Annotated in this window: 25 protein-coding genes and 1 pseudogene; 12 read left to right on the plus strand and 14 right to left on the minus strand. The window is 64.1% G+C overall.

The window, feature by feature from the left end:
• Positions 1–43: 43 nt before the first annotated feature.
• The 4 genes from EN853_RS20335 to EN853_RS20350 all read right to left on the minus strand — a co-directional run bounded on the left by EN853_RS20335 (position 44) and on the right by EN853_RS20350 (position 3099).
• Complete coding sequence (locus tag EN853_RS20335) at positions 44–481, minus strand: hypothetical protein (protein WP_127861274.1); 438 nt, start codon at positions 479–481, stop codon at positions 44–46.
• A 164-nt stretch (positions 482–645) separates the two neighbouring features.
• The gene (locus EN853_RS20340) at positions 646–2034 is read right to left on the minus strand and encodes an ATP-binding protein (protein ID WP_127861273.1); all 1389 of its coding nucleotides are present in this window, start codon (positions 2032–2034) and stop codon (positions 646–648) included.
• Between the two features lie 19 nt (positions 2035–2053).
• Entirely contained in the window at positions 2054–2719 is a 666-nt protein-coding gene (locus EN853_RS20345) for a response regulator transcription factor (RefSeq protein WP_126085102.1), read from the minus strand.
• 80 nt (positions 2720–2799) lie between these two features.
• Positions 2800–3099, minus strand: coding sequence for a hypothetical protein (locus tag EN853_RS20350; protein ID WP_127861272.1), 300 nt, complete (start codon positions 3097–3099; stop codon positions 2800–2802).
• 245 nt (positions 3100–3344) lie between these two features.
• Between EN853_RS20350 and EN853_RS20355 the strand changes: the two genes are divergently transcribed.
• Positions 3345–3731, plus strand: coding sequence for an ester cyclase (locus EN853_RS20355; RefSeq protein ID WP_127861271.1), 387 nt, complete (start codon positions 3345–3347; stop codon positions 3729–3731).
• Between the two features lie 16 nt (positions 3732–3747).
• Here the strand turns inward: EN853_RS20355 and EN853_RS20360 are convergent, their stop codons facing one another.
• From EN853_RS20360 to EN853_RS20370, 3 genes are all read right to left on the minus strand, one after another.
• Positions 3748–4155: a DUF3168 domain-containing protein gene (locus tag EN853_RS20360; protein WP_127861270.1), complete on the minus strand. Its 408-nt coding sequence runs from the start codon at positions 4153–4155 to the stop codon at positions 3748–3750.
• Between the two features lie 141 nt (positions 4156–4296).
• Entirely contained in the window at positions 4297–5850 is a 1554-nt protein-coding gene (locus EN853_RS20365; protein WP_127861269.1) for a trimethylamine methyltransferase family protein, read from the minus strand.
• 12 nt (positions 5851–5862) lie between these two features.
• Positions 5863–8274 carry an FAD-dependent oxidoreductase gene (locus EN853_RS20370; RefSeq protein WP_127861268.1) on the minus strand — a complete coding sequence of 804 codons (2412 nt, stop codon included), beginning with the start codon at positions 8272–8274 and terminating at the stop codon, positions 5863–5865.
• A 111-nt stretch (positions 8275–8385) separates the two neighbouring features.
• Between EN853_RS20370 and EN853_RS20375 the strand changes: the two genes are divergently transcribed.
• Positions 8386–9024, plus strand: coding sequence for a TetR/AcrR family transcriptional regulator (locus tag EN853_RS20375; RefSeq protein ID WP_127861267.1), 639 nt, complete (start codon positions 8386–8388; stop codon positions 9022–9024).
• A gap of 225 nt (positions 9025–9249) precedes the next feature.
• Positions 9250–11406, plus strand: coding sequence for a penicillin-binding protein 1A (locus tag EN853_RS20380; protein WP_127861266.1), 2157 nt, complete (start codon positions 9250–9252; stop codon positions 11404–11406).
• 110 nt (positions 11407–11516) lie between these two features.
• On the opposite strand, the gene EN853_RS20385 is transcribed toward EN853_RS20380, so the two are convergent.
• Complete coding sequence (locus EN853_RS20385) at positions 11517–12569, minus strand: DUF930 domain-containing protein (protein WP_348631595.1); 1053 nt, start codon at positions 12567–12569, stop codon at positions 11517–11519.
• 262 nt (positions 12570–12831) lie between these two features.
• Between EN853_RS20385 and EN853_RS20390 the strand changes: the two genes are divergently transcribed.
• A complete protein-coding gene (locus tag EN853_RS20390) occupies positions 12832–13416 on the plus strand; it encodes a DUF1214 domain-containing protein (RefSeq protein WP_127861265.1) in 585 nt (194 codons plus the stop codon).
• Positions 13409–13957, plus strand: coding sequence for a DUF1254 domain-containing protein (locus EN853_RS20395; protein ID WP_127861264.1), 549 nt, complete (start codon positions 13409–13411; stop codon positions 13955–13957). Before EN853_RS20390 ends, EN853_RS20395 begins: the two co-directional genes overlap by 8 nt.
• A gap of 7 nt (positions 13958–13964) precedes the next feature.
• Here the strand turns inward: EN853_RS20395 and EN853_RS20400 are convergent, their stop codons facing one another.
• Positions 13965–14147 (minus strand): hypothetical protein, encoded by a 183-nt coding sequence (locus EN853_RS20400; protein ID WP_245517132.1) that lies wholly within the window; start codon positions 14145–14147, stop codon positions 13965–13967.
• Between the two features lie 195 nt (positions 14148–14342).
• On the opposite strand from EN853_RS20400, the gene EN853_RS20405 reads away from it, so the two are divergent.
• The 4 genes and pseudogenes from EN853_RS20405 to EN853_RS20420 form a co-directional block, all read left to right on the plus strand.
• Positions 14343–15350: a hypothetical protein gene (locus tag EN853_RS20405; protein ID WP_127861262.1), complete on the plus strand. Its 1008-nt coding sequence runs from the start codon at positions 14343–14345 to the stop codon at positions 15348–15350.
• A gap of 389 nt (positions 15351–15739) precedes the next feature.
• On the plus strand, positions 15740–16168 hold the full coding sequence (locus EN853_RS20410) for a MerR family transcriptional regulator (protein WP_127861261.1): 429 nt from the start codon (positions 15740–15742) through the stop codon (positions 16166–16168).
• Complete coding sequence (locus EN853_RS20415; protein WP_127861260.1) at positions 16104–16523, plus strand: carboxymuconolactone decarboxylase family protein; 420 nt, start codon at positions 16104–16106, stop codon at positions 16521–16523. The genes EN853_RS20410 and EN853_RS20415 overlap by 65 nt, the downstream gene beginning before the upstream one ends.
• A 64-nt stretch (positions 16524–16587) precedes the next feature.
• Positions 16588–16735, plus strand: a pseudogene (locus EN853_RS20420) (IS5/IS1182 family transposase); the annotation flags it as partial.
• Here EN853_RS20420 and EN853_RS20425 read toward each other — a convergent pair.
• From EN853_RS20425 to EN853_RS20435, 3 genes are all read right to left on the minus strand, one after another.
• A complete protein-coding gene (locus EN853_RS20425) occupies positions 16732–17079 on the minus strand; it encodes a DUF1491 family protein (protein WP_127426225.1) in 348 nt (115 codons plus the stop codon). The pseudogene EN853_RS20420 and the gene EN853_RS20425 overlap by 4 nt on opposite strands.
• A gap of 70 nt (positions 17080–17149) precedes the next feature.
• The gene (locus tag EN853_RS20430; protein ID WP_127861259.1) at positions 17150–17932 is read right to left on the minus strand and encodes a peptidoglycan-binding protein; all 783 of its coding nucleotides are present in this window, start codon (positions 17930–17932) and stop codon (positions 17150–17152) included.
• Complete coding sequence (locus EN853_RS20435) at positions 17907–19649, minus strand: PAS domain-containing sensor histidine kinase (RefSeq protein WP_127861258.1); 1743 nt, start codon at positions 19647–19649, stop codon at positions 17907–17909. The genes EN853_RS20430 and EN853_RS20435 overlap by 26 nt, the downstream gene beginning before the upstream one ends.
• Before the next feature lie 533 nt (positions 19650–20182).
• Between EN853_RS20435 and EN853_RS20440 the strand changes: the two genes are divergently transcribed.
• Together EN853_RS20440 and EN853_RS20445 are read left to right on the plus strand one after the other, a co-directional pair.
• Positions 20183–20575, plus strand: a complete 393-nt coding sequence (locus tag EN853_RS20440) for a DUF5330 domain-containing protein (protein ID WP_127861257.1) — start codon at positions 20183–20185, stop codon at positions 20573–20575.
• A 174-nt stretch (positions 20576–20749) separates the two neighbouring features.
• Positions 20750–21178 (plus strand): SufE family protein, encoded by a 429-nt coding sequence (locus EN853_RS20445; RefSeq protein WP_127861314.1) that lies wholly within the window; start codon positions 20750–20752, stop codon positions 21176–21178.
• A 75-nt stretch (positions 21179–21253) separates the two neighbouring features.
• Here the strand turns inward: EN853_RS20445 and EN853_RS20450 are convergent, their stop codons facing one another.
• Complete coding sequence (locus EN853_RS20450; RefSeq protein WP_127861256.1) at positions 21254–21682, minus strand: MucR family transcriptional regulator; 429 nt, start codon at positions 21680–21682, stop codon at positions 21254–21256.
• 529 nt (positions 21683–22211) lie between these two features.
• Complete coding sequence (locus EN853_RS20455) at positions 22212–22469, minus strand: hypothetical protein (protein WP_348631596.1); 258 nt, start codon at positions 22467–22469, stop codon at positions 22212–22214.
• A gap of 121 nt (positions 22470–22590) precedes the next feature.
• On the opposite strand from EN853_RS20455, the gene EN853_RS20460 reads away from it, so the two are divergent.
• The gene (locus EN853_RS20460) at positions 22591–24690 is read left to right on the plus strand and encodes a S9 family peptidase (RefSeq protein WP_127861255.1); all 2100 of its coding nucleotides are present in this window, start codon (positions 22591–22593) and stop codon (positions 24688–24690) included.
• Positions 24691–24787 lie beyond the last annotated feature (97 nt).

The raw sequence follows: 24787 nt of genomic DNA on the forward strand, positions 1-24787 counted from the left end.
CCCGGCCTTGATCGATATCAATCGCGACGACCGTTGGCTAAAATTAGGTCAGCGGCGTCCAGCTGCCATCGGCATTGCGGCAGGCCGTGCCGCGCGCGGTAACGCCCGACGTGCCGGTGTACACGGTGTGGGTATACTGGCGGCAGTCCTGCGAGCCGACACGGTAGGGTTGGGCGGCAACGACCTCGCCGTAATGGGTCGAGCTGTCGCCCTTCCATGTCACCTTCTGGCCGCTGGTATTGTATTCCAGCGCCTTGTATTCCGCCTCCAGCCCCTTGCGCTTTTCTGCATCGCTCAAACCGGAGCCGATCGAGCCGCCAATGAGCCCGCCATTCATCGCCGCGACGATGCTGGTTCCCACCTTGCCGGCGGCCGGCGGCGTGGCGACAGGCGTGACCGGAGAGGTCGGGCCACCCCTGCCCAGCGTGGTGCAGCCCGAAACGGCCATCAGGGCGGAAACGAGCGCGACGCGAATCTTCATGCCAGGAACCGGTTCTCTTGAACGGGATGGATTTCTTGAGCGAGCTGGACTTCTTGAGCGAGATGGATTGGGGGCCGCGCCATCCGCGAGGATGGCAAGGCCATAGTGTTGATATTTGTCGGAAATTTGGCCGCAGCCGGCCGCGCGCAAATCGATAAAAAACATCACTGGAGGCTCCGCAATCTCACCACCGCCCTCAAGCCGCCCATGGCGGATCTTTCCAGCGCCAGGGCGCCTCCATACTCGTTGACGAGGTCGGCGACAATGGCAAGTCCCAGCCCGGTCCCCGGCTTCGTCTCGTCCAGTCTCTTGCCACGCTTCAACACTTCCCGCGCGCTGTCCTCGGGAATGCCGGGGCCGTCATCCTCTACAACGATTTCAAACAGGTTGGCGCTTCCCGCAACCGTGGCGACCGAGACCGATACTGCGCTCCTTGCCCATTTCATGGCATTGTCGAGCAGATTGCCGAGCAATTCCTCCAGATCCTCGCGCTCGCCGGCAAAGACGATCTCGGCGGGCGGCGGCGACAGCGTCATCTTCGTCTGAGGGTTGAGTTTTTGCAGCACACGCACCATGCGCTCGACCAATGGCTTCACCGGCGTGCGGAAGACGACGCTGTCGCGCTGGGCGGCGACGCGGGCGCGCTGCAGATAGTGGTCGACCTGCTTCTGCATCGAAGCGGCCTGCTCGGCGATGAGCTGGCCCTTGGCGCCGCCAAGCGCACGGCCCTCGTTGATCAGCACGGCAAGCGGCGTCTTCAGCGAGTGGGCGAGGTTGCCGACCTGGGTTCGGGAGCGCTCGACGATGCGCTTGTTGTTCTCGATCAGCGCGTTGGTCTCGCTGGCCAAAGGCTCGATCTCGGCAGGGAAGCGTCCGTCGAGCCGCTGCGCGGTGCCCTCGCGCACCATGGCCAGCGCGTTGCGCACGCGGCGCAAGGGCTGCAGGCCGAGCAGGATGGCGATGGCGTTGATGGCGATCATGCCGACGCCGAACAGCGAAAGGTAGGTGAGCAGGCGGCGCTGGAAGCTCGCGATCTCCTGCTCGAGCTCGCTGTGGTTGCCCATGACGCGGAAGCGCGCGGCGCGGTTCTTGGCGTCGAGCACGAACTCGCTCTCGAACACTTCGAGCTCCTCGCCCTTGATGCCTTCGGTCGCGTAGCTGCGCTGGAAGTTCGCGTTGAAGGGCACTTCGGCGACGCTCGGCGACAGGATCGAGGTCGTCATCGAGGAGGAATGGATCTCGCCGTGGACGTCTTCGGAAGCAGGCTCGACGGACCAGTACCAGCCGGAATTCGGCTGGGAGAAGCGCAGATCGCCAAGGTCAGGCGAACCGGTGAGCGCGCCGCTGTCGGAGATGCCGACGGAGCCGATCAGGTTGAACAGATGCGCCGAAAGCAGGCTGTCGAAGCCGCGCTCGCTGGCCTGACGGTAAAGCGTGGTGATGAGGGTGAAGATGACGACGAGCGTCAGGATCGCCCAGATCGTCGAAAAGCCGATGACGCGGAAGGTCAGCGAGCGCGGCCAGAGCCGCAGCCTGGAAAGCCACGTTCCCATTGGCTTCAGCGGTTCCGCGTCACGCCTCCGGCTCTCGCATGCGATAGCCCATGCCTCGCACGGTTTCGATCATGTCGATGCCCATCTTCTTGCGAAGCCGCCCGACAAACACCTCGATGGTGTTGGAATCGCGGTCGAAATCCTGATCGTAGAGATGTTCGACCAGTTCGGTGCGCGACACCACCTCGCCCATATGGTGCATCAGATAGGCCAGCAGCCGGAACTCATGCGAGGTGAGCTTCAGCGGCACGCCGCTGACATCGGCCTTGGAGGCCTTGGTGTCGAGCCTCAGCGGCCCGCAGGTGAGCTCGGACGAAGCGTGTCCGGCGGCGCGACGGATCAGCGCCCTCACCCTCGCCAGCACCTCCTCGATGTGGAAAGGTTTGGTGACATAGTCGTCCGCGCCGGCGTCGATGCCGGCGACCTTGTCGCTCCAGCGGTCGCGCGCGGTCAGGATCAGCACCGGCATCTTGCGCCCGCCGCGCCGCCAGCGTTCGACGACGCTGATGCCGTCCATCTGCGGCAGGCCGATATCGAGGACGACGGCGTCGTAAGGCTCGGTGTCGCCGAGGAAATGCCCCTCCTCGCCGTCATAGGCGCGGTCGACGACATAGCCGGCGTCGACCAGCGCATCCGCCAGTTGCCGGTTGAGATCCTTGTCATCCTCGACGACGAGCACGCGCATGGTTTTGAGCCTGTTGAGGGTGGAGATATAGGCCGATTCCGCCGGCCTGGGAAACGAAGCCTGTCAGAGGGAAAAAGGGGTCAGTTCAGCGGCACCACGATCTCGGAGCGGCGTGGGCGCTGGCCATCCTTGCCAGGCACCAGCACGACGATGATGCAGACCTGCTGGCCGCCGCGCGTCGCCTGCGAGGCCTTGGCGAGCGTGCCGCCATTCTGCGCGGCGACCTGCTGGCCGATCGCGTAGCAATCGCTGGCGGCAAGCACGACCGGCCCGTCGACCGACGGCTGGGTGACCGGCAGGGCGATCGCCTGCGACGCAAAAAGGCCGGCTGCGGCAAGCGCCAGCGTCGCGGTGCGGATATGGGAGCGGAGCGTTTTCATGATCACGGTTCTAACGCATCCGTGCTGAACGTGAAATGAACGGTGAACGGCCGAAAATCCATGCCCGCAATACCCCCTTAGTATTCGTTTTTGCGCGAGACCAATGAGTGCGATCTGCTGCCCAGCCCTCCTCAAGCCGTGCTCTCGAATTCATAGCCGGGAAATCACCGGTGCGGCTACGGTTTTCGGGCACGCGATTGTGCTCTAGTTAGCGCCCGTAAAGTGAATGACCACGGGAGCACGCCATGACGCGTGAGGACCTTGCCGACCGCTACAAAGGCTACATCGCCTGCCTCAACGAACAGGACTGGGACAATCTCGGCCGGTTCGTCGGCGAAGAGGTGCAATATAATGGCGAGACGGTCGGGCTTTCGGGCTATCGCCGGATGCTGGAGGGCGATTTCCAGGCCATTCCCGACCTGCGTTTCAACATCGAGCTCCTCGTTGCAGAGCCGCCGCGCGTGGCGGCACGCCTGCATTTCGACTGCAGGCCCAAGGGAATGCTGTTCGGCCTGCCGGTGAACGGCAAGCGCGTCTCCTTCGCCGAGAACGTCATCTATGACTTCCAGGATGGGCGGATACGCGAGGTCTGGTCGGTCATCGACAAGGCCGCGATCCAGGCACAACTTTAGAGCCGGGATACTGTTCTCAAGCGCTTTCCTGGGTCAGCGCGCGAAAGCGCAGCAGTCCGTGATTGACCGCAAGGTCCTCGTCATAGCGCGCCTCGGCGAATTCCAGCGACAGGCGCGTCTGACCGCGCGGGCCGATGGAGAGCGCCGCGCCGTCGAGACGGGCCCTGATGCTGTCCATGATGAGCCGCGTCTCGGCCTCGCCCTGGGCCTTCGACCAGACATGCAACGTGATGAGTTGGTCGTCATTGTTGTCGGTACCGGTGTCGAGATCGAAGGCGCTGGTGCGGCCGTAGGTCACGTTGGGATAGGCCGCCTTGTCGCTTGCCTGCTCGAGCAGTCCGGCGCCGCCCAGCAGCGCCGACAGGGACGCGTCGGTCTTCAGCCTCAGGAACAAGGCCTGCATCAAATCGCCAGGCGCCGTCATCTATCGTCCATCGCAAACAGCCTTCGGTTCGTCGCAAACCTGATCGGCAACGTAACCACGCTCGCGATCCGATACCAGATCGCGAATCGCTTTGACTGTAGCGTGAACGGCGAAGGTCTCGAAAATATTATGCTTTCGGACTCACGACACAGGCGCCGCGCCGCCTTCTTCGGTGCGCCGCGCGATGAATTCGTCGAGCACGCCGGTTGCGGCGGCTGCGGATTGCGGCGGCTGGAAATCGGAGAGGATCCGCTTCCAGATGCCGGTGGCGCGCTCCGTCGCGCTCTTCGAACCGGACTGCGTCCAGTTGCCGAAATTCGACCAGTCGGCGACGAGCGGTTCGTAGAAGGCGGTGCGGTAGCGCGTCATGGTGTGGGCGGCCGAGAAGAAATGACCGCCAGGCTGCACCTCGGCGATGGCCTCGAAGCCGATGGCGTCGGCGTCGCCGGGCGTCTTGGCGCAAAGCTCGGCGACCGTCTGCAAGGCCTCGATGTCGGTGATCAGCTTCTCGAAGGAAACGCTCAGGCCGCCTTCCAGCCAGCCGGCCGCGTGGATGCAGACGGTGGCGCCGGCAAGCACCGAGCCCCATAATGCGAACTGCGTCTCGTGCGCGGCCTGCGCGTCGGAAATATTGGCGGCGCTGCCGCCGCCGGAGCGCCACGGCAGGCCGGTGAAGCGCGCGAGCTGGCCGGCGCCCAAGGTCGCCTTGACATGCTCCGGCGTGCCGAAGGCCGGCGCGCCCGACTTCATGTCGACATTGGAGGAGAAGGAGCCGTAGACCACCGGCGCTCCGGGGCGCACGACCTGGGCCAGCGTCAGCCCGGCCAGCGCCTCGGCATGCTGCAGCGTCAGCGCGCCCGCGACCGTGATCGGCGCCATGGCGCCCGCCAGGCAGAAAGGCGTGATGATCGATATCTGGCCGGCACGGGCAAAGTCGATGATGCCTTGCGCCATAGGAATATCGAGCTGGCGCGGCGAGTTGGTGTTGATGACAGTGTAGCTGTGGGCGCCGCCGACGAACTCGTCCTCGGAGAGGCCGCGCGCCAGCCGGACCATCTCGAAACTGTCCTCGACCTGCGGCGTGCCGCGCGCGAAGATGAAAGGCACCTTGTCGGACAGCGTCAGTTGCGCCCGGCCGGTGGCATAGTGGCGAAAGCGGGTGTCGACATCCTGCGGCTCGACGCAGGGGCCGAGCATATGCAGCACGTCGAAATGCTGCACCAGCCGGATGAAATCCTCGAAAGCCTGGAGCGTGCCCGGCCGCCGGCCGCGCTCGAGATCGGTGACGTTGGGAGCGCCGCAGCCGGCGAGGAAGGTCATGGTGCCGAGTTCGAGATCGAGATCGCGGGAGCGATCGCCGGCTCGGGTCGCGATCGAGCGCGGCGCGGCGGCAAGTGCCGCCGTCACGATGTCGCGGCCGATCTTCACCATCTGGCTGTCCTCGTCGACCAGCGCGCCGGCCCTGGCAAAGATAGCGCGCGCTTCGCGCAGCAGGACCTTGATGCCGAGTTCCTCCAGCACGCGCAGCGCCGTGTCGTGAATGGCGGCGACCTGGTCGTCGGAGAAGACAGGCTGCGGCAGGAACGAATTCTTCAATGAACGGTAGTTCGGACGGCGGCTCGACTCGCTGCCCGCCTCGCCGGTTCGTCCGCGCCTGCGTTCACGCCTCAGATCGCGTGCGGCCTCGTCCATCATGTCCAGTCCTCCCTATTGCCGCATCGCATTGCCTTCGGGGTCGTATGGCGAGGCCGCGATGACACGCGCCGGCCGTTCGACACCGACAATGTGGACGCAAAGCGCCGTCCCCTGCGCGGCGAATTCGTCGTCGACCAACGCCAGGGCGACGCTCTTGCCGACGGTGTATCCGTAGCCGCCGGAGGTGACGAAGCCGACGCGGCGGCCCTTGTGCCAGACCGGCTCGAAGCCGCTGGCATCGGCGTCGACCGCGTCGACTTCCAGCGTCACGATCCGTCGCGCGACGCCCGCCTCGCGTTCCTTGAGCGCCGCCTCGCGGCCAGTGAAATCGCCCTTGTCGAAGGCGATGAAACGGTCGAGCCCAGTCTGTCCAGGCGTGTAGCCTTGCGTGAACTCGCGCGACCAGATGCCGAAACTCTTTTCCAACCGCAGCGCATTCAGCGCGTAATAGCCGATCTCGGCGAGGCCGAGATCCTCGCCGGCGGCAAGCAGCGTCTCGCGCAGGGTCGAATGCAAGGTGGCCGGGCAGTTGATTTCGAAGCCGAGATCGCCGACGATCGACAGCCGGGCGACGCGGGCACGTACCATGCCGATGTCGAACACGCTGCAGGCCATGAACGGCAAGGTCCTGGCGGAGATGTCCCGATGGGTGGTGCGTTCGACGATCTTCCTTGCGTTGGGTCCGGTGACGAGAAAGCCGGACACAGTGTCGGAGATGTCAGTAACGGAGACGCCTTCGGCCATATGCGCCTCGAACCAGCGCATGTGGAATTCGCGCAGGTAGTAGGAGCCCATGATCCAGTATTCGCCGCCGCCCCAGTTGAGCACGGTGAGATCGCCCTTCAGCCGCCCGTCATGGCCAAGCATCGGCGCAAGCTTCGCGCGGCCGGGCTTCGGCAGCCTGCAGGCGAGCAGCCGGTCGAGCCAGGCCTCGGCGCCGGGTCCTGACACGGCATAGCGCGAGAAGGCCGTCGTATCGACGAGGCCGGCGGCGCGGCGGACCTGCAGCACCTCGTCGCCGACGATGTCGAAGGCATTGGAGCGCTTCAGCGTCGTCTCCTCGCGAAAGCCCATCGGCGCGAAATAGGCCGGGATTTCCAGACCCCAGGACGCCGTCCACTCGGCGCCGGCGGCGCTCATGCCGTCATAGGCGCCGGGACGCTTGAGCGGCCGCCCGGCAGGCAGGCGCTCGTTGGGGAAGGTCATGACGAAGCGGCGGGCGTAGAACTGGCGCGTCGTTTGCCTGAGATACTCGCGGTTGGCGGCGAAGGCGCCGTAGCGGGCGATGTCCATGCCGAAGATGTCGGCCTGCGGCTCGCCATAGATCATCCACTCGGCCAGCGACTTGCCGACGCCGCCGCCCTGGCTGAAGCCGGCCATGACGCCGCAGGCGACCCAGTAGTTGCTGAGCCCCCTGACCGGGCCGACCAGCGGATTGCCGTCCGGCGTGAAGGTGAAGGCGCCGTTCACCCATTTGCGGATGCCGGCCTTCGCCAGGCAGGGGAAGCGCTGGTAGGCCTTGGAAAGTTCCGGGCTGATGCGGTCGATGTCCTCCGGGATGAGCTCGATGCCGTAGTCCCAGGGCGCGCCGTCCATGTTCCAGTGTTTTGGGTTCTGCTCGTAGACGCCGAGCAGCACGCCCTTCCGCTCCTGCCGCAGATAGGAGAAGCCGTCGAGATCGACGGCAAGGCCGAGCTCCTTGTCGAGGGCAGCGACTTCCGGAATGTCCTCGGTGACGAAATAGTGGTGCTCCATCGGCGTCACCGGCAGGTCGACGCCGGCCATGAGCCCGACCTGCTTGGCCCACAGGCCGCCGGCATTGACGACATGTTCGGCGACGATCGTGCCCTTCTCGGTGACGACGTCCCAGCCGCCATCGGCACGCGGCTTCAGCTCGACGACGCGGTTGCGCAGGATCACGTCGGCGCCGCGCTTCTTCGCAGCGCCCGCATAAGCCTGCGTCGTGCCATAAGGGTCGAGATGGCCTTCGTTGGAATCGTAGAGGCCGCCCAGCACATCGCTGACATCGACGATCGGGCACATCTGCTTGATCTCTTCAGGCGTCACCAGGCGGGCCGTCTCGATGCCGACCGACTGGAATACCGCCCACGCCGATTTCAGCCATTCCCAGCGCTGCGGGTCGCTCGCCATGTTGACGCCGCCGGTCATGTGCAGACCGGCGTTCTGGCCGGACTCGGCCTCGATCTCGCGATAGAGCTTGATCGTGTAGTCCTGCAGCGCGGCGACATTGGGATCGGCGTTGAGCGCATGGAAGCCGGCGGCCGCGTGCCAGGTGGAGCCGGCCGTCAATTCGGCCCGTTCGATGAGCGCGACATCGCTCCAGCCGAACCGAGTGAGATGGTAGAGCACCGAGGCGCCGACCACGCCTCCTCCGATGACAACTGCCCGGTAATGCGACTTCACGAGCCTCTCCCTCTCGTTGGAGGCTCTCACGATATATCTCCTGGACATATGTGTCTAGACACTTCTGTCCAGAGCTTGCGCTGCGTTTCGCGCTATGCCTATTGTGCGGCCATGATCATGACCTCTCCCCAGGCCGAACCGGTCCCCGGCAACATCAAGGTCACGCGCTCGGACTGGATCAACCTGGCGCTCGAGACGCTGATTTCAGACGGAATCGAGAGCGTGCGCGTGCTCACGCTGAGCCAGAAGCTCGGTGTCTCGCGCTCGAGCTTCTATTGGTATTTCGAAAGCCGGCAGGATCTGCTCGACCAGTTGCTCAAGCATTGGCATGAGACCAATACCAAGGCGATCGTCGAGCGCGCCCAGCGCCCGGCCGCAACCATCATCATGGGCGTGCTTAACGTGTTCGAATGCTGGGCCGACGAGCGCATGTTCGACCCGAGGCTCGATTTCGCCGTCCGCGAATGGGCACGCCGTTCCGACGACGTGCGGCGCATGATCGACCAGGCCGACGACGATCGCCTCACCGCTATCCGCGACATGTACCGCCGACACGGCTATGACGAGGAGAATGCCTTCATCCGGGCGCGTGTGCTCTATTATATGCAGATCGGCTACTACGTGCTCGACCTAAAGGAACCGGTCGAGGCCAGGGTCAGCCATCTCGCCGCCTATCTGCGCGCCTTCACCGGCCAGGAGCCGACCGAGGCGGATGTTGCGCATTTCATGCGCTTCATCGCAGCGCGGTGATAGAGCTCCAAATATTTGCTTTTTGCGCAATTACGGACGGAAAACCGGCGCACACCTTTCGTGGAATTGCTCCAGGCAAAATCAACCTTGGCGTTCAACAAAGCTTGGGTGTGGCTTCGCTGCCCTTGTGAGCGGTGCTAAAATGGCCGATTAGTCTTGCAGGGGTGGCGCCCGAAACTGTCCATGCGGGTTTCGGTCGAAAGCGCGTTGGGGCGGAAGTCTGGAATGGCAAGTCCTTCGAAACCACGCAAGAGGAGAGGCCGGATCGCCTCGGCGGCTCTCGCTGTCGACGCGTGGCTCGATTCGTCTCTCTATGAGATCGGCTTCAAGGCGCGCGAATTCTGGGAAGCGGCAACCATCTTTTCCCGCCGTTTCCGCCTGCACGGCTGGCGGCGCGCCATCATCGAGGTGCTGAGCGAGGGCTTCACCATGGGCGCCGGCGGCTTCGTGGTGCTTTTGGCGCTCGCCATGCCGGCCTTCGAGATTACCGGCGGCGACTGGCGCAACCAGGGCGACTTCGCCGTCACCTTCCTCGACCGCTACGGCAACGAGATCGGCCAGCGCGGCATCATCCAGCGCGATTCCGTGCCCGTCGACGAGATGCCGGACATCGTCATCAAGGCGGTGCTGGCGACCGAGGACCGGCGCTTCTTCGATCATTACGGCATCGACGTGCTCGGCCTGTCGCGCGCGATCTTCGAGAATGTGCGCGCCAATTCGGTGGTCCAGGGCGGCTCCAGCATCACCCAGCAACTCGCCAAGAACCTGTTCCTTTCCAACGAGCGCACCTTGGAGCGCAAGATCAAGGAAGCGTTTCTCTCGCTATGGCTTGAGGCAAACCTCTCCAAGAAGGAGATCCTGCAGCTCTACCTCGACCGTGCCTACATGGGCGGCGGCACGTTCGGCATCGAGGCGGCGGCGGATTTCTATTTCGGCAAGAGCGTCAAGGACCTGAACCTCGCCGAGGCGGCGATGCTTGCCGGCCTGTTCAAGGCGCCGACCAAATACGCGCCGCACATCAACCTGCCGGCCGCCCGCGCGCGCGCCAATGTTGTGCTCTCCAATCTGGTCGATTCCGGCTTCATGACCGAGGGACAGGTGCTGCAGGCGCGGCTGCATCCGGCCGATGTCGTCGACCGCGGCGAACAGAAGAGCCCCGACTATTTCCTCGACTGGGCCTTCGACGAGGTGAAGAAGATCGCCAAGCCAGGCCAGCATTCGCTGGTTGCCCATACGACCTTCGACGCCAATATCCAGAAGGCGGCGGAAGAGTCGGTCGAGTACCACCTTCGCCAGTTCGGCAAGGAATACAACGTCACCGAAGGCGCGGTGGTGGTGATCGAGACCAACGGCGCGGTGCGCGCCATCGTCGGCGGCCGCGACTATGGCGCAAGCCAGTTCAACCGCGCCACCAAGGCACTGCGCCAGACCGGGTCGTCGTTCAAGCCTTATGTCTATGCCACGGCGATGGAGCATGGCTTCACGCCGGACTCGGTGGTTTCCGGCGGCCCCGTCAGCTGGGGCAACTGGTCGCCGCACAATTACAGCGGCGGATCGGCGGGCAATGTCACGCTGCTGACCGCAATCGCCAAGTCGATCAACACCGTGCCGGTGCGGCTCGCCAAGGATCATCTCGGCATCGCCCCGATCAAGGCTATGGCGGAATCGATGGGTGTCGAATCGCCGCTGGAATCGCACAAGACCATGGTGCTCGGCACATCCCTCATGACGGTGATGGATCAGGCGACGGGCTACAGCGTCTTTGCGCAAAACGGCTTCGTCGGCTCCAGGCACGGCATCACCCAACTCGTCACCCGCACCGGCGACGTGGTCTATGACTGGACCAAGGACGCGCCGCCGCCCCACCGGGTGCTGTCGGAAAAGGCGCTGAAATACATGAACACCATGCTGGCCGCGGTGCCGGTGATCGGCACGGCCAGGCGCGCGCAGCTTCCCAACATCGTCGTCGCCGGCAAGACCGGCACCACGCAATCCTACCGCGATGCATGGTTCGTCGGTTTCACCGGCAACTACACGGCCGCCGTCTGGCTCGGCAATGACGACTTCACGCCCAGCAACAAGATGACCGGCGGTTCGCTGCCGGCGATGGTGTGGCAGCGGCTGATGGTCTATGCGCACCAGAACATCGACCTGAAGCCGATCCCAGGTATCGATCATCCGTTCGTCGACCCGGAGGTGGCGGCCAAGGCCGAGGAGGCGGCGAAGAAGGAGGCCGCGGATGCCACTGCGCAAGCGGAGGCCGAGCGCCCGCCGGTGCTTTCCAGCCGCACCACCCAGATGCTGAGGGACATGACCAAGGCATTCCAGGCAGCGCCGGTCCTCGACGCGCCAACCCTGCCGGAGACGCTGTCGGCGCTTTAGGTTTTGATCGTGCGCACGTCCTTGTCCCGAAGCCGTTAACCGGGAGACATGTTTTATATCCTGCGCATATCTTTGTCCCGAAACCCGGTTCCCACTTTCGGGAGGCATGCTTAGTGGAGACTGGGCAATCTGAGACGGGCCCATTCGCCGGGTGGGATCTCAGCGCCGACACGGAAGTTGAATGACAAGACCCTCGTCGCATCGGCGTCGACCTCACACCGGAAGCTTAGGCGGTACCATGTGGTTGTCGTGCTGAAGGCGGCCTCTGGAGGGCTAAGAACATTGCCCACCTTCAGCGGAATCGATGGCAGCCATTTGGGAGAATAGGAGGCGTCCCGCAATTCCTGGTTCAAAACGCTGCCGCAAAGGTTGGCAACCCGCTGGTCGCGAGACACACCAGTCGTGGAGCTTGCGGCCAGCGCATCACCGGTAGCGCCGCGCGAGTACAGCTTTCGAACACCCGGGAGGCCCGCATAGATCGGCGATGCAGACACGGCGGCACTGGTGGAACTTGGCGCCCCGGCACTCTTGCTTCGGGACTTCGAGAGCCTCGCAGGCCTGAACTTCAGCGCATTTGCGAGTTTGGACTTTGGCTTTTCGGTTGCAGCCGGAAGCTCGACTTTGCCATCGCTCTCAGCACCCAACGGCGTTGGCGCCACGGCGGTCTGCTTTTCGGCGATTTGCGCTCCTGCCTCTTGTTTGTCTGCCTGCTGCTTATCCGCGTCCTCAGTTGCCTGCTTCTCCTCACTCTGTGTGGGTTTGGCATCCGCGGCGGCGGTTGCCGGCTTCTCGAGGTCTGCCGGGCCGGCAGGCTGGCTGTCCGCAGGCTTCGGCACGGCAGGCGTCTTCGAATCGCTATCCTTGGCCGGCGGCGCGTTGTCTCGATCACCGCCCCCATCCGGGGATTTCCTCGGCCCGGTATCCTTGTCGCCGTAATGAAAAACCGGCTCCAGCACAGCGATTGGCGGTGGCTTCGGTGGTTGCTTTTCCGGCGGAGGCGGCTTTTCGACTTTCTGCTCGGGCGGCTTTTCCTTTGGCTGCGGTGCGGGCTGAGGTTTCGGTTTCGGCGGCTCGGGCGGAGGCACAAGCGCGACATTGATCGGCTGTTCCTGGTCCGGCTGCTGGGAAGGTCTCGGCAGGCCATAGACCAGAAACGCTGCCATGCAGGATCAGCGACGCGGGCAAGGCCCAAGCCAAATTCCAACGCCGTTCTTCTGTCTCGCCCTTCATCCCGATCGATGTGGAGCGAAATGGCGGCGGCTTCAAGCACAGGCCTCGGATTGGATGGCCACCCACGGCGCCGCAGGAGGAAGCCGCCATTTGCATGCCGGTATCACCTGAATATCGCCACGCCATAGAGCGAGCCGGCTTGCCACGAGGCCCCGCGCCGCGATATCCCCGAGCAACTCCTCTTTTTCCGGCCTCATGCTCAGAAACGCATTCCTCACGCTGCTATCGCTTGCCATAGCCATCGGGCTGGGCGGCGGCAGCGTCTGGTATGCGTTGAACGCGCAGGACGGCGTCGGCGCGATCCGCATCGGCCAATGGACCGCCTTCCCCGAAATCGGCACCCAGACCGCCGACCCCTATTCGAAGGCGCGAGTGGCCCGCGAGGGGGTGCTGGCGCTCGGCCGGGCGGAGGGGCTCACATTCGTCGCCGAGCGCGACGAGACCGGCGAGCCGCTGAAGCGGCAATGCGCCTATACGATCGAGGGCAGCTATCCGACCGCCCGATTCTGGACGCTTTATGCCGCCGACCAGTCGCTGGGCGTCATCGGCACCGGCAAGGCGAGACAGGCAGCGTTGCAATCCTACGAGGTGCTGCGCCAGCCCGACAATGCGGTCGCCATCTCGGTCGGCGACCGCCCTGCCCCCGGTAACTGGCTGCTTACCAGCGGTTTCGGCAGGATGTATTTCGTGCTGACCTTCTACGACACGCCGATCGCCTCGAGCACGGGCCTCTCCGACGTGACGCTGCCGCGCATCCTGAAGGCGGGCTGCCATGCGTAGGCTGCTGCACGCCCTGATCCTCGGCCTGCTTGGCGCCGGCATCGTGCATATCGTGGTGCTGTTCCTGGTGCCGGAGTTTTCGGAACGCGATGCCTGGTCACGGCTGGCGATGGCCTCCGACCTCTACAAGATGACGCGTCTGGACGCCGAAGCCGGCGGCGCGCCGGTGGTGAAGTCGGTCGACCCGATGTTCTACGCGGCCGCCTGCCGCTTCGACCTCGCCGACGGGCTGGTGCGGATCCGGGCGCCGGGCGACGTGCCGTTCTGGTCGGCTTCGGTCTATGACCGCAGCGGCCACAACATCTATTCCTTCAACGACCACAACGCGAACAGCGAGAAGCTCGATGCCGTTGTGCTGACGCCGGCGCAGATGATCGACGTGCGGCGCGATCTTCCGGAGGAATTGCAGGGCGCGATCTTCGTCGAGGCGCCGATCGAGGAAGGCATCTTCGTCGTCCGCGCCTTCGTGCCGGACGACAGCTGGAAGCCGATCGTGTCACGCTTTCTCGAGCAGAGCGCCTGCGAGTTGCAGGACTACTGAGTCAGCATCAGTGATGCGGCACTGGAGGCCGCGGCGACCCCGGCTTGTCCGGCCCGTCCGGGCGCGCCGCGCCGGCTTGCGGCTGCTGCTCGTAGCGGACGCCGGGGAAGATGATGACCGCGGCCGCCGTATCGGCAGCGTGATTTACTCGATTGACCGGTGCCGTTCTCGGCACAAAAGACAGGACCATGCCCATGGTTCGCGCATTCCTCTCGGTTGGACCGGAGCACAACGCAACGCCTCCAAAGTTGATTAAGGCGGGCAGAGGGTTAACGGAGCGCTAACGGATCGCGGCTAATTTGATCTTTGTTCCCTGGAGACGCGTAACCCGGCCAGGCCGGATGGCGCGAAGCAGGGTCTGTGTCGAGTGTCGGGCGTATCCTCCGTGTCTTCTTCGGATTTCAGGCAAATCGCTATCCGGACCGAAGCGGGAAAAGCTGAAAGGCTGTTCCGCGCCGCCGTGTCGGCCTTCTGCTCGCTGACGCGGCCCTCGCGCCGTGAGATCGCCCAGCTTGAGGATCTGACGCTGCCGCTGTTCGACGAGGTCTCGGTCGAATCGCGCCGCTATGTTGCCGCCGCCCTTTCCGAATGCGAGTACGCGCCGGCCGCGCTGGTGCGGCGGCTGGCCGAGGAGCCGGTCGAGATCGCGGCGGCGCTGCTCACCCGCTCGAAGGCGCTGAGCGACATCGACCTCATCGCGCTGATCGGTCGCCACGGCCTGCCGCACGCGCGCGCGATCGCCCGCCGCAAGGAGCTCAATCCGACCATCGCCCAGCTGATCCGCGCGCTGGAGAAGCCGACGCTGGTCAAGACGCGGCCACCGGACACGGTCACCAAGCTCGCGCCGGCGAAAACGGAGCCCGCTTCCACGACGCAAGACCGCCGCCCGGATCCCGGAGTCGCCGAAGAGGATGCGCGACGCCGCCTGCGTTCGATGATGCGCCCCGCCGGCGAAGGTGTCGCCGTCAACCTTTTCCTCGGCCAGCCAACCTATGTGAGGCTGCGCGAGACGGCGCTGACCGGTAACGCCGCCTTCTTCCAGACGGCGCTTGCCGATGCCCTGGACATCGATTTCGCCACGGCCCGCTCGGTGACCGAGCAGTCGAGCTACGCCGCGCTGCTTGCGGCGCTCAAGGCGCTCGACCTCAGCGAGGACAGGGCCTTCCTGATCGCGGTTGCGGTCTACGCGAGCGAGTTCCCGCATCCGCAGGCGATCCGGCTGTTCCTCGACCGCTACCGGCTGCTGCATCGCGAGGCGGCGCTCGACAAGGTGCGGGCCTGGAAGGCCGAGACCCTGTCGCGGGCGATCCGCGGCAACGCCGCCGAGACGGCAAGCGCCGAGCGCCAGGCGTCGAACAGCGGCGGCACGACCCCCAGCCTCAAGGCATCCTGACCGGCTTAAAGCGCCTCGCGCTGAAAGATCCAGGCGACACGCTTTAAGTCTTTGTTTTGATGTCGTTGTCCCAGAACCGCAGCACACATCCGGGCGACATGCACTAGGCCGTGAACCCATAGATGCGGCATGACCAACTTTGGGTGATATGCGGTCAGGCCGCTTCAGGGCTGGCAGATGATAAAGCGGCGCTCCGGTGTCGCAAAAGTCGTCGCGTAGGGCCGACTTTTCTACCTGACATTTGCGACAGATTTTTCGCTTGAAAATCAACGAGCCGATGTCGTCGCGACTCGGTATTTCCGCGACACGACAAAGTGACAAGCACCTCTTGACTTAGAGCGCACTCTAACTCGTAGCTTTCTGAGCGTCGTGACGAAAGAAGGGCGTTGATGAAGATTGGCGAGCTGGCGAAGCGTTCGGGACTGTCTGCCTACACTATCCGTTACTATGAGCGGATCGGGCTGTTTCCCTATGCCGACAGGGACCAATCGGGCCAACGCGACTACGACGCATCAATCCTGATCTGGATAGAATTTCTCGATCGTCTCAAAACGACCGGGATGCCTATTCGGGAAATGCTGCGTTACGCGGCCTTGCGGGAGCGCGGCGTCGACACGGAAGCGGAGCGCAGCGCGTTGCTCGAAGAGCACCGTGAGCGTGTCCGTGCGCATGTGGCCAAACTGCAAGCCTGCCTTCTCGTCCTCGACACCAAGATTGCCGGATATGCCGGCAAGGAACAGAGGATGAAGGACCATGACGCACCAATCCCCGAACGTCGGCGAAAGCCGGCTGGAACGCGGCAAGCGGGCGCTCGCTGAAATCGACGGCCAAGCCGGGCACAATGTCATTGCCGCTCTGGCTGACATTGCACCCGACTTCGCAAACTACGTGTTCGAGTTCTCGTTTGGCGACATTTACAGCCGCCCCGGCCTCGATCTGCGCGCCCGTGAGATCGCGACCATCGCGGCGCTGACAGCGATGGGGACCGCGACCCCGCAACTGAAAGTCCATATCGAGGCGGGACTGAATGTCGGGCTGACCAAGGACGAAATCACCGAAACCATCATACAGATGGCGGTTTATGCCGGCTTTCCAGCGGCGCTCAACGGGCTGTTTGCGGCCAAAGAAGTCTTCGCCGCCCGGTTTCCCATCCAGAAGGGGGAAGCGGCATGATTGCGGGGCGGCACGGTCGAGCGGACCGCTCAAGACGGACACGCTCGACCGTTCTGGAAGGTATCGGAACCTGATCGAGCGTTCTTTTCTAAGCTCAAACACTTCCCGCTGCGTCGCCACCCGCTACTACAAGCTGGCCGCCAACTTTCTCGCAATGGTCCAGCCTGCCTCAGTGCGGCTGTGGCTGGCGGGCTTATCAGTCGACGGCCTAGTCGGTCTTCACCGAAAGAAGCTCTTCGACCGGAACAGTCCCTGCCTCGATCTCGACAACCCAAATGTCGGGGTCGAATTTCTTCTCCCGCTCCAGCCGCGCATCGAACGCCGAGCCATCCTCGCTAGTATCGAACTGGATGAAGAAGCGCTCGTCGGGTTTGGCCGAATCGTAGCTCGTCTGCGGCGCCGGCCCATAGAGGACTACCTCTCCCATCCGCCCGCGCGACAGCACGAAGACGGCGCCCGCCTCGGTGGCGCCGCGCTTGACCACGGCGGCAAAGCCGCCGGCGCCGAAGACGCGGCGCACAAGGGCCGACACCCAAAGGTCGGTGGTTACGCGCATGAGAAGGTTCCGGGCGACATGCGCGGTCCTTACAGCATCGGCGGCGGAACCGGAATGGCCGGAGAAGGCCTCAGTTCGTCAGGCCGATCTCGCGCATCTTGACGTAGACCGCCTCGTCCGGCTCGCCGGTCTCGGGCAGGCCGAACAGCGCCTGGAACTCCTTGATGGCGGCCTTGGTGCGGGCGCCGACGACACCGTCGAGCTGCATGTCGTCATTGCCGAAGGCTTTGAGCCCGGCCTGGATCTTGACGATGCGGGCGTCGGGCGCCTGCGTTGCGCCGTCGGCAGGCGCGGAGACCGGAACTGGAGCCGGCGCGGCCGCTGGGACCGCGGCTGCCGGCCGGGGCGCTGGATGCGGGATGGCCGAGGTCGTCTGCCGGGCGCCGAGCTGGTCGAGCAGCGCGCCGTCGATCTCGCCGGATGACGGCAGCCCGACCTTGAGCTGATACGCCTGGATGGCCTTCCGCGTGGCCGGGCCTGTGAGGCCGTCGACGGTGCCGTCGTAGAAGTTGAGGTCCTTCAGGATGCCCTGCACCTGCTGGACGACCGGATCGGGCTTGGGAGCCGGCTGCGCCGGCGCCTGCCGCACGATGTTGATTGTCGTCTCCGGCTCGTCGGAGACGACGTGCGGGAAATTTTCGATGCTCCTGGTGGCGAAGAAGGCGCTCGTATGCGGAAAAGGCTGGTACCAGAGCGCATTGGCCGAAACGTAGAAGAGCGTCACCAGGAAGGCGGTCGAGCCGCCGACCATAACCGGATTGCGCGAGATCATCTGGCCTACGGCCACAGCGCCCTCTGCAAGCACGCCGCGCTCGGGTTCGACCACCTTAGGCCGTCTTGCGGAGCGAGCCATTGCTGTCCCCATCTGCATCCCCCTTCGGCTTTGCGACCGGCATCGGCAGCACGCCCGCCGGCGCGCCCGAGCGCCGCTTCGGTCCGTTCACCGGCAGGCTGATCGTCACCGTGGTACCTTCGCCCGGGGCGCTCTCGATCGACATCGTGCCCTCGTGCAGCGCCACAAGACCCTTGACCAGCGACAGGCCGAGCCCCGTTCCCTCGAAACGGCGCGTATAGTCGTTCTGGATCTGCATGAACGGCTGGCCGAGATTGGCCATATCCTCCTCGGCGATGCCGATGCCGGTGTCGCTCACCCAGAAATGCAGTCGCGAGCCGACGCGCTTGGCGCCGATCACCACACTGCCGCCGTCGGGCGTGAACTTCACGGCGTTCGAAACGAGATTGATCAGGATCTGCTGCATGGCGCGGCGGTCGGCGTTGATCTCGCCGGTATCCGGCGCGATCTGCGCGCCGAGCGCGATGCTCTTGGCCTCCGCCAGCGGCCGCATCATCGAGCGGCACATATCGACCGCGTCGACAAAGCGGAACGGTTCCAGCTCGGTCGCATAGGCGCCGGCCTCGATGCGCGAGACGTCGAGGATCGAGGTGACGACTGACAGAAGATGCTGGCCGGACTCCCTGACCAGCCCGACATATTCCTTCTGCCGCGGGTCGCGGAAGGCGCCGAACATTTCGTGCAGCAGCATGTCGGAGAAGCCGATGATGGCGTTGAGCGGCGTGCGCAGCTCATGGCTGACCACCGCCAGGAAACGACCCTTGGCCACTTCGGAGGCTGCCGCGGCGTCCTTAGCCGAGGCAAGCTCTTCGCGCAAGGCCGCGACGTCGTCGTTCTCGCGCAGCACCAGGGTGAAGACGTCCGGCTCGAGCTCGCCGCGCATCAATTCCAGGCGGAACGGGCGGAAATTGTCGGCCGAGCCGCCACCGTCGCGCGGCAGCCGGATGCGCAGGTCGAGCCGGCGCTTCGGCGCGCCCTCGCGCATGTCCGCGAGCGCGGTGAGATAGGCGACGCGGTCGGCAAGATGGACGCGCTCGAACAGGCCCGTGCCGAGCAGGAGCTCAGGCGCCAGCTTCAGAATGGAACGCGCCTTGGCCGAGGCATCGAGAACTTCGCCCTGGCGGCCAATGCGCAGCACGACGGCGTCGATGATCTCCTCGAGACGGTCGGCCGCAGGCTCCGCCTGCTGCGCGCCAGACGGATGGGCGAAGGCCGCCGCGCGCGGCAGCAGCGTAAGCGCCCAGGCGAGTGGCAGGAGCCAGTGCCAGGCGGCGATCCCGGTGGCGCCGAGTGGCAAGAGCTGGTTCGCGAAAGGCTGCAGCAGGATGGCGGCGAGAGCCGCCAGCGCGCCCGAAAGCGCTGCGCGCCGCGATCCAGTGATCCACCAGGCCTCGACCGGCAAAGCGATGGCAAGCAGCGCGACCGGTGAGGCCAGACCGCCTGCCGCGGCGATTGCGCCGGCAAGAGCGAGGCCGCCCATCGCGATCGCCGCACGGCCGGCGAGCGCCATGCGGCCGGTGGCGGCAACCAGAAGCGCTGCGAACCAGCACAGGCCGAAAGCGCCGAAGATCGCGGCCACGGTAACGGCCGCACCGAGACTTGAGGTGACCAGCGTCACCGCAGCGCCCGCGGCGAGAAAAGGAGCGGCGAGCATGACGCCGATGAAGCGGCGCTGACGCAGGCGCTCAGCCTCGCCCGTGACGGTCGGGTGAACCATGCGTTCGCAGCCGGCAGCCATTGCGCCGGGCAATTGAACGTAACTGGCCGTAATCGAACTCACCGCACGCATACCCGGTCGTGAAACTGCCCTGCTTTGCAGGTGACTCTTGATTGGCTTGAAACTCGCATCCAGCGTTTAAGGAATGGATAAGGCAAACGAGGCGAGCGCCTCGGGCACGGCAAATATTGGGACGCCGGCATAGGAAAGCCCGTCGATCTGCCGCCATGGTAAATGGAGCGTTAGCCGAAACCGGCGCGCCAGGTCTGCTGAAAACCCCGCGTCGAAGCTGCATACTTTTTAGATTTCCCTTTTAAAACAACTATATAGATGGTTATCGCAAAGTTAACGCAATCGATGAGATTTGAATGAAATCGGTCTCGAAAACCGATCCTTTCGGATTTGCCTAAAATTTGAAGAAAATTCGCGGCTTCGGCTCAAGCCGTCCTTTGCGCGGCTCATGCCACTATCCTGCCCATAAAAGAGGTCATGCCGACGGATGCATGATCCGGTCACGGACGAGAGGCATTGGGATGGGTTTTCTGATCAGGATGGCTTTCTGGTTTTCGCTGGTGCTCCTGGCACTACCGCTCAGCGTCGGCCCCGATGAAGACGGCCGCGAGGCGGTCGGGCCGATCCAGGCGCTGTTTGCGGCGCGCGAGGCGGTCGGCGACATAGCGGGCATCTGCGAGCGCAAGCCGGACGTCTGCGAAACCGGCAAATCGGCCATGCACACCATCACCGTCCGAGCCAAGGAAACCGCCAAGATCGCAGCCGCCATGCTTGACGACCAGCAGTCGGGGCAGCCGGCCGCCACCGAAGCGAAGGTGGCGGAAACCTCCGCCGAGACCACCGGCAGCGTCGCCGCAGACATCGTCTTGCCTACCAAGGTCAACATCCCGGTGATGCTGACGACGAAGAACTGACTTTCCTTTCAGCCGTTCGCTCGGCTTCTTTAGTTTTGGCGCAATTCCGTATGGAATATCGTTTCACACTTTTCCTGGAATTGCTCTAACGCCGCGGGCCCGTCTGACCTCTCGACGCCCGCGGCGTCTTTCTTTTTCCGTGACGTGGCGGCGCCGGGTCACTATATGCGGGCAATGACGACCTCGATCGAAACGATCCGCGACGACTTTTCCCTGCTCGATGAATGGGAGGACCGCTACCGCTATGTGATCGAGCTCGGCGAGGCGCTGCCGCCGTTTCCCGAGGCCGAACGCACTGCGGCCAACAAGGTGCCGGGCTGCGTCAGCCAGGTGTGGCTGACGACCGAACAGGGGCCAGGCATCGATCCGGTGATCAGCTTCCAGGGGGATTCGGACGCCCACATCGTGCGTGGCCTCGTCGCCATCATGCTGGCGCTGTTCTCGGGCCGGCCAGCCAGCCAGATCCAGAACACCGACGCCGAAGTGACGCTGAAGGAGCTCGGCCTCGACGAGCACCTGTCGCCGCAGCGCGCCAACGGCCTGCGCTCGATGGTCAAGCGCATCAAGCGCGATGCAGATGCGGCGCTGAAGCAGACCGCCTGACGTAACTCCTCGCCTTCCTGAAAAGCAAAACGGCGCCGCAAGGGCGCCGTCGAATTTGCTTGGTCCGATATCCGCCTATCGGCGGCTCTTGGGCTTGCGGCCGAGCCCCATCTTCTTGGCCAGTTGCGAACGGGCCGCGGCGTAGTTGGGCGCGACCATCGGATAGTTGGCGTCCAAGCCCCACTTCTCGCGATATTCTTCCGGAGTGAGATTGTAGTGGGTCATCAAATGGCGCTTCAGCGACTTGAACTTCTTGCCGTCCTCAAGACAGACGATGTAGTCGTCGTGCACGGAGCGCTTCGGATTGACGGCGGGCTTCTGCTTCTCGGCCGACGGCTGCTCGCTCGAGCCGCCGACGCGGCCGAGCGCGGCATGGACATCGGCGATGAGGTTCGGCAGTTCGCCGACCGGCACCGGGTTGTTGCTGACATAGGCCGCGACGACGTCGGCGGTCAGCTCGATCAGCGCGTCACTATTCCTTGAAGGTGTTTCGACGATATCCATTGTGTTCAGGCCCCAACGAGAGTTTGTTTCTAGACTGTGCCCTTTTTCTGAGATCGGGCATCGCGCGAACTTCATGCAGGCAAACCCTGCGATTCGCGTCGCATCATCTTAATGACGCTGTGCTGCAAGTAAGTCAATTCACCAATTGAATTATATTCGGCGATATTCATCAAATATTGCCGATTCAGCTTCAAAAATTCGTGCGCCGTGTAACTTAGCGAGATTTTTCTGGTCAGACCAGCGCAACCTGACGTCACGGCAAGTACGCTTTACACCTCAGGCGAGGCCGAACAAGGCTCTTAATGCTTGACTAATGCTTGACCACCCACGGCGGCCGGCACGAAGAATCCTACGGATCACAGGCTGCAAGAACACTCATCCTCGCGGGGCGTGCAATCAGATGGGCGCGACAACGCTCTCAATAGGGGGTGATGTACTTGCCGTAGACCCAACCGGTGGCGAAATGGCCGTTCTGCGCCGGATCATGCCAGACCTCGCACCAGCGGTGGCGGATCGTCTGCCGCTGCTTTCAGTGCGGCTGCCCGGCAATGTCGAGCAGATCTATCCCGCCCGTGCAGCGGCCGGTCATCTGCAGGACGGTGCCGTTCGGATAGCCCGCCTGCTTTTGCGACGTATTGGACGGATATTTGCGCGCGTTGAGCGTGTCGCCGAACGGCACTCCCGCCACTTGCCAGGCGGCGAATGCAGTTGCATTTGACTGGCCGGAGAAGGTCAGGACTGTCGAGGCGACAGTCAAAGCCAGCGCGGCGCGAACATAGGATTTCATCTTTTCCCCCTTCGACCTAACTTCTGTAAGCTACCTTGAACCCCGCCCCTTGAACCGCCGCTGAGCGACGTGTTCATCCGCCATTCAAGCCAATTTCGGGCAAATTCCACAGCGAGACGTAATGACCAGATCCTCCGCCTTCCCGACCGCCAACCCGCCGCGGCCCGAGAAACATCCTGTCTTCGATGTGCATCACGGCATCGCCCGCACCGACGACTATGCCTGGATGCGCGCCGACAACTGGCAGGCGATGTTCAGGGACCCTTCGCTCCTCGACGGTGCGATCCGCGCTCATCTCGAGGCCGAGAACGCCTATCAGGCAACGCTGATGGCCGGTACGGCCGAGTTGCGGAGCGGACTGTTCGTCGAGATGAAGGGGCGCATCAAGGAGGACGACTCGACCGTGCCGATGAAGGACGGCGCCTATGCCTATGGCTCATCCTTCAAGCTCGGCGGCGAACAGCCGCGCTACTTCCGCACGCCGCGTGACGGCGGCACCGAGGAGATCCTGCTCGACGGCGACGCGGAAGCCGCGGGCAAGCCGTATTTCCGTCTCGGCGGCGTCGACCATTCGGCCGATCATCGCAAGCTGCTTTGGGCCTTCGACGACAAGGGCTCGGAATTCTTCACGCTGCGCGTGCGCGACATCGCAGGCGGCAAGGAACTCATCGACCGGATCCCGGATACGGGCGGCGGCGGGGTGTGGAACGCCGGTGACGACGGCTTCTTCTACACCCGCCTCGACGACAGCCATCGCCCGTCCAAGGTGTTCTTCCATGCGCTCGGCGGCGCTCCGGAGAACGACCGACTGATCTATGAGGAGACAGATCCGGGCTTCTTCATGGACGTCAGCGGCACGCGCTCCAACGACTGGATCATGATCGGCATCAACGATCATGAAACCTCGGAATACCGCCTGCTGCGCGCCGACGAACCTGTCGCCGAGCCGAAGCTGGTGGCGGCGCGCGAGACCGGCCTGCAGTATGACCTGGTAGAAGGCGGCGACGTCTTCTTCATCCTCACCAACGCCGACGGCGCCAAGGACTTCAAGATCATGACGGCGCCGGTCGAAAACCCGGTGCGTGCCAATTGGACGGAACTGGTGCCACACGAACCCGGCCGGCTGATCCTGTCGGTGCTCGGCTTTAAGCATCACATGGTCAGACTGGAGCGCAAGGAAGGCCTGCCGCGCATCGTCGTGCGCGACCGCCTGACCGGCGAGGAGCATTTCATTTCCTTCGACGAGGAGGCCTTCTCGCTCGGCCTCTCCGGCTCCTATGAATACGACACCGAGGTGATGCGCTTCACCTATTCGTCGATGACGACGCCGGCGCAGGTGTTCGACTACAACATGCGCACCCGGGAGCGCGTCCTGCTGAAGACGCAGGAAGTGCCTTCAGGCCACGATTCGGAACACTATGTGACACGCCGGCTGATGGCGCCGGCTGCCGACGGCGAGTTGGTGCCGATCTCGCTTATCCACCATCGCGACACGCCCCTCGACGGCTCGGCGCCCTGCCTGCTCTACGGCTACGGCTCCTATGGCATCACGGTGCCGGCGGCCTTCAACACCAACTGCCTGTCGCTGGTCGACCGCGGCTTCGTCTACGCCATCGCGCATGTGCGCGGCGGCAAGGACAAGGGCTATGGCTGGTACGACGACGGCAAGCGGGCGAAGAAGATGAACACCTTCACCGACTTCATCGCCTCAGCGCGCCATCTGGTGGCTGAGCGCTACACGCAACACGACCGCGTCGTCGCGCAGGGCGGCTCGGCCGGCGGCATGCTGATGGGGGCGATCGCCAACATGGCGCCCGACAGCTTCGGCGGTATTGTCGCCGAGGTGCCGTTCGTCGACGTGCTCACCACCATGCTCGATGAAACCCTGCCGCTGACGCCGCCGGAATGGCCGGAATGGGGCAATCCGATCGCGTCAGCCGACGACTACAACACGATCGCGGCCTATTCGCCCTACGACAATGTCGCGGCGCTCGACTATCCGCCGATCCTGGCGCTGGCCGGGCTAACCGACCCGCGCGTCACCTATTGGGAGCCGGCCAAATGGGTGGCGCGGCTGCGCGAGCGAAAGGCTGGCGACAATCCAGTGCTGTTCAAGATCAACATGGAATCCGGCCATGCCGGCGCGTCGGGCCGGTTCTCGCGCCTGGAGGAGATCGCGTACATCTACGCCTATGCCCTGAAAGTGACCGGCAAGACCTGATTTTTCCCTCGCAATCGTGAAGGCCAGGCGTTAGGCAATGCTCGGTTGGGTTCGGTTCTTTGGGTGCGGTCTCTCAGGCCGCGTCACCTGTCATCCG

Source organism: Mesorhizobium sp. M1C.F.Ca.ET.210.01.1.1, assembly GCF_004791585.1.
GTDB lineage: Bacteria > Pseudomonadota > Alphaproteobacteria > Rhizobiales > Rhizobiaceae > Mesorhizobium.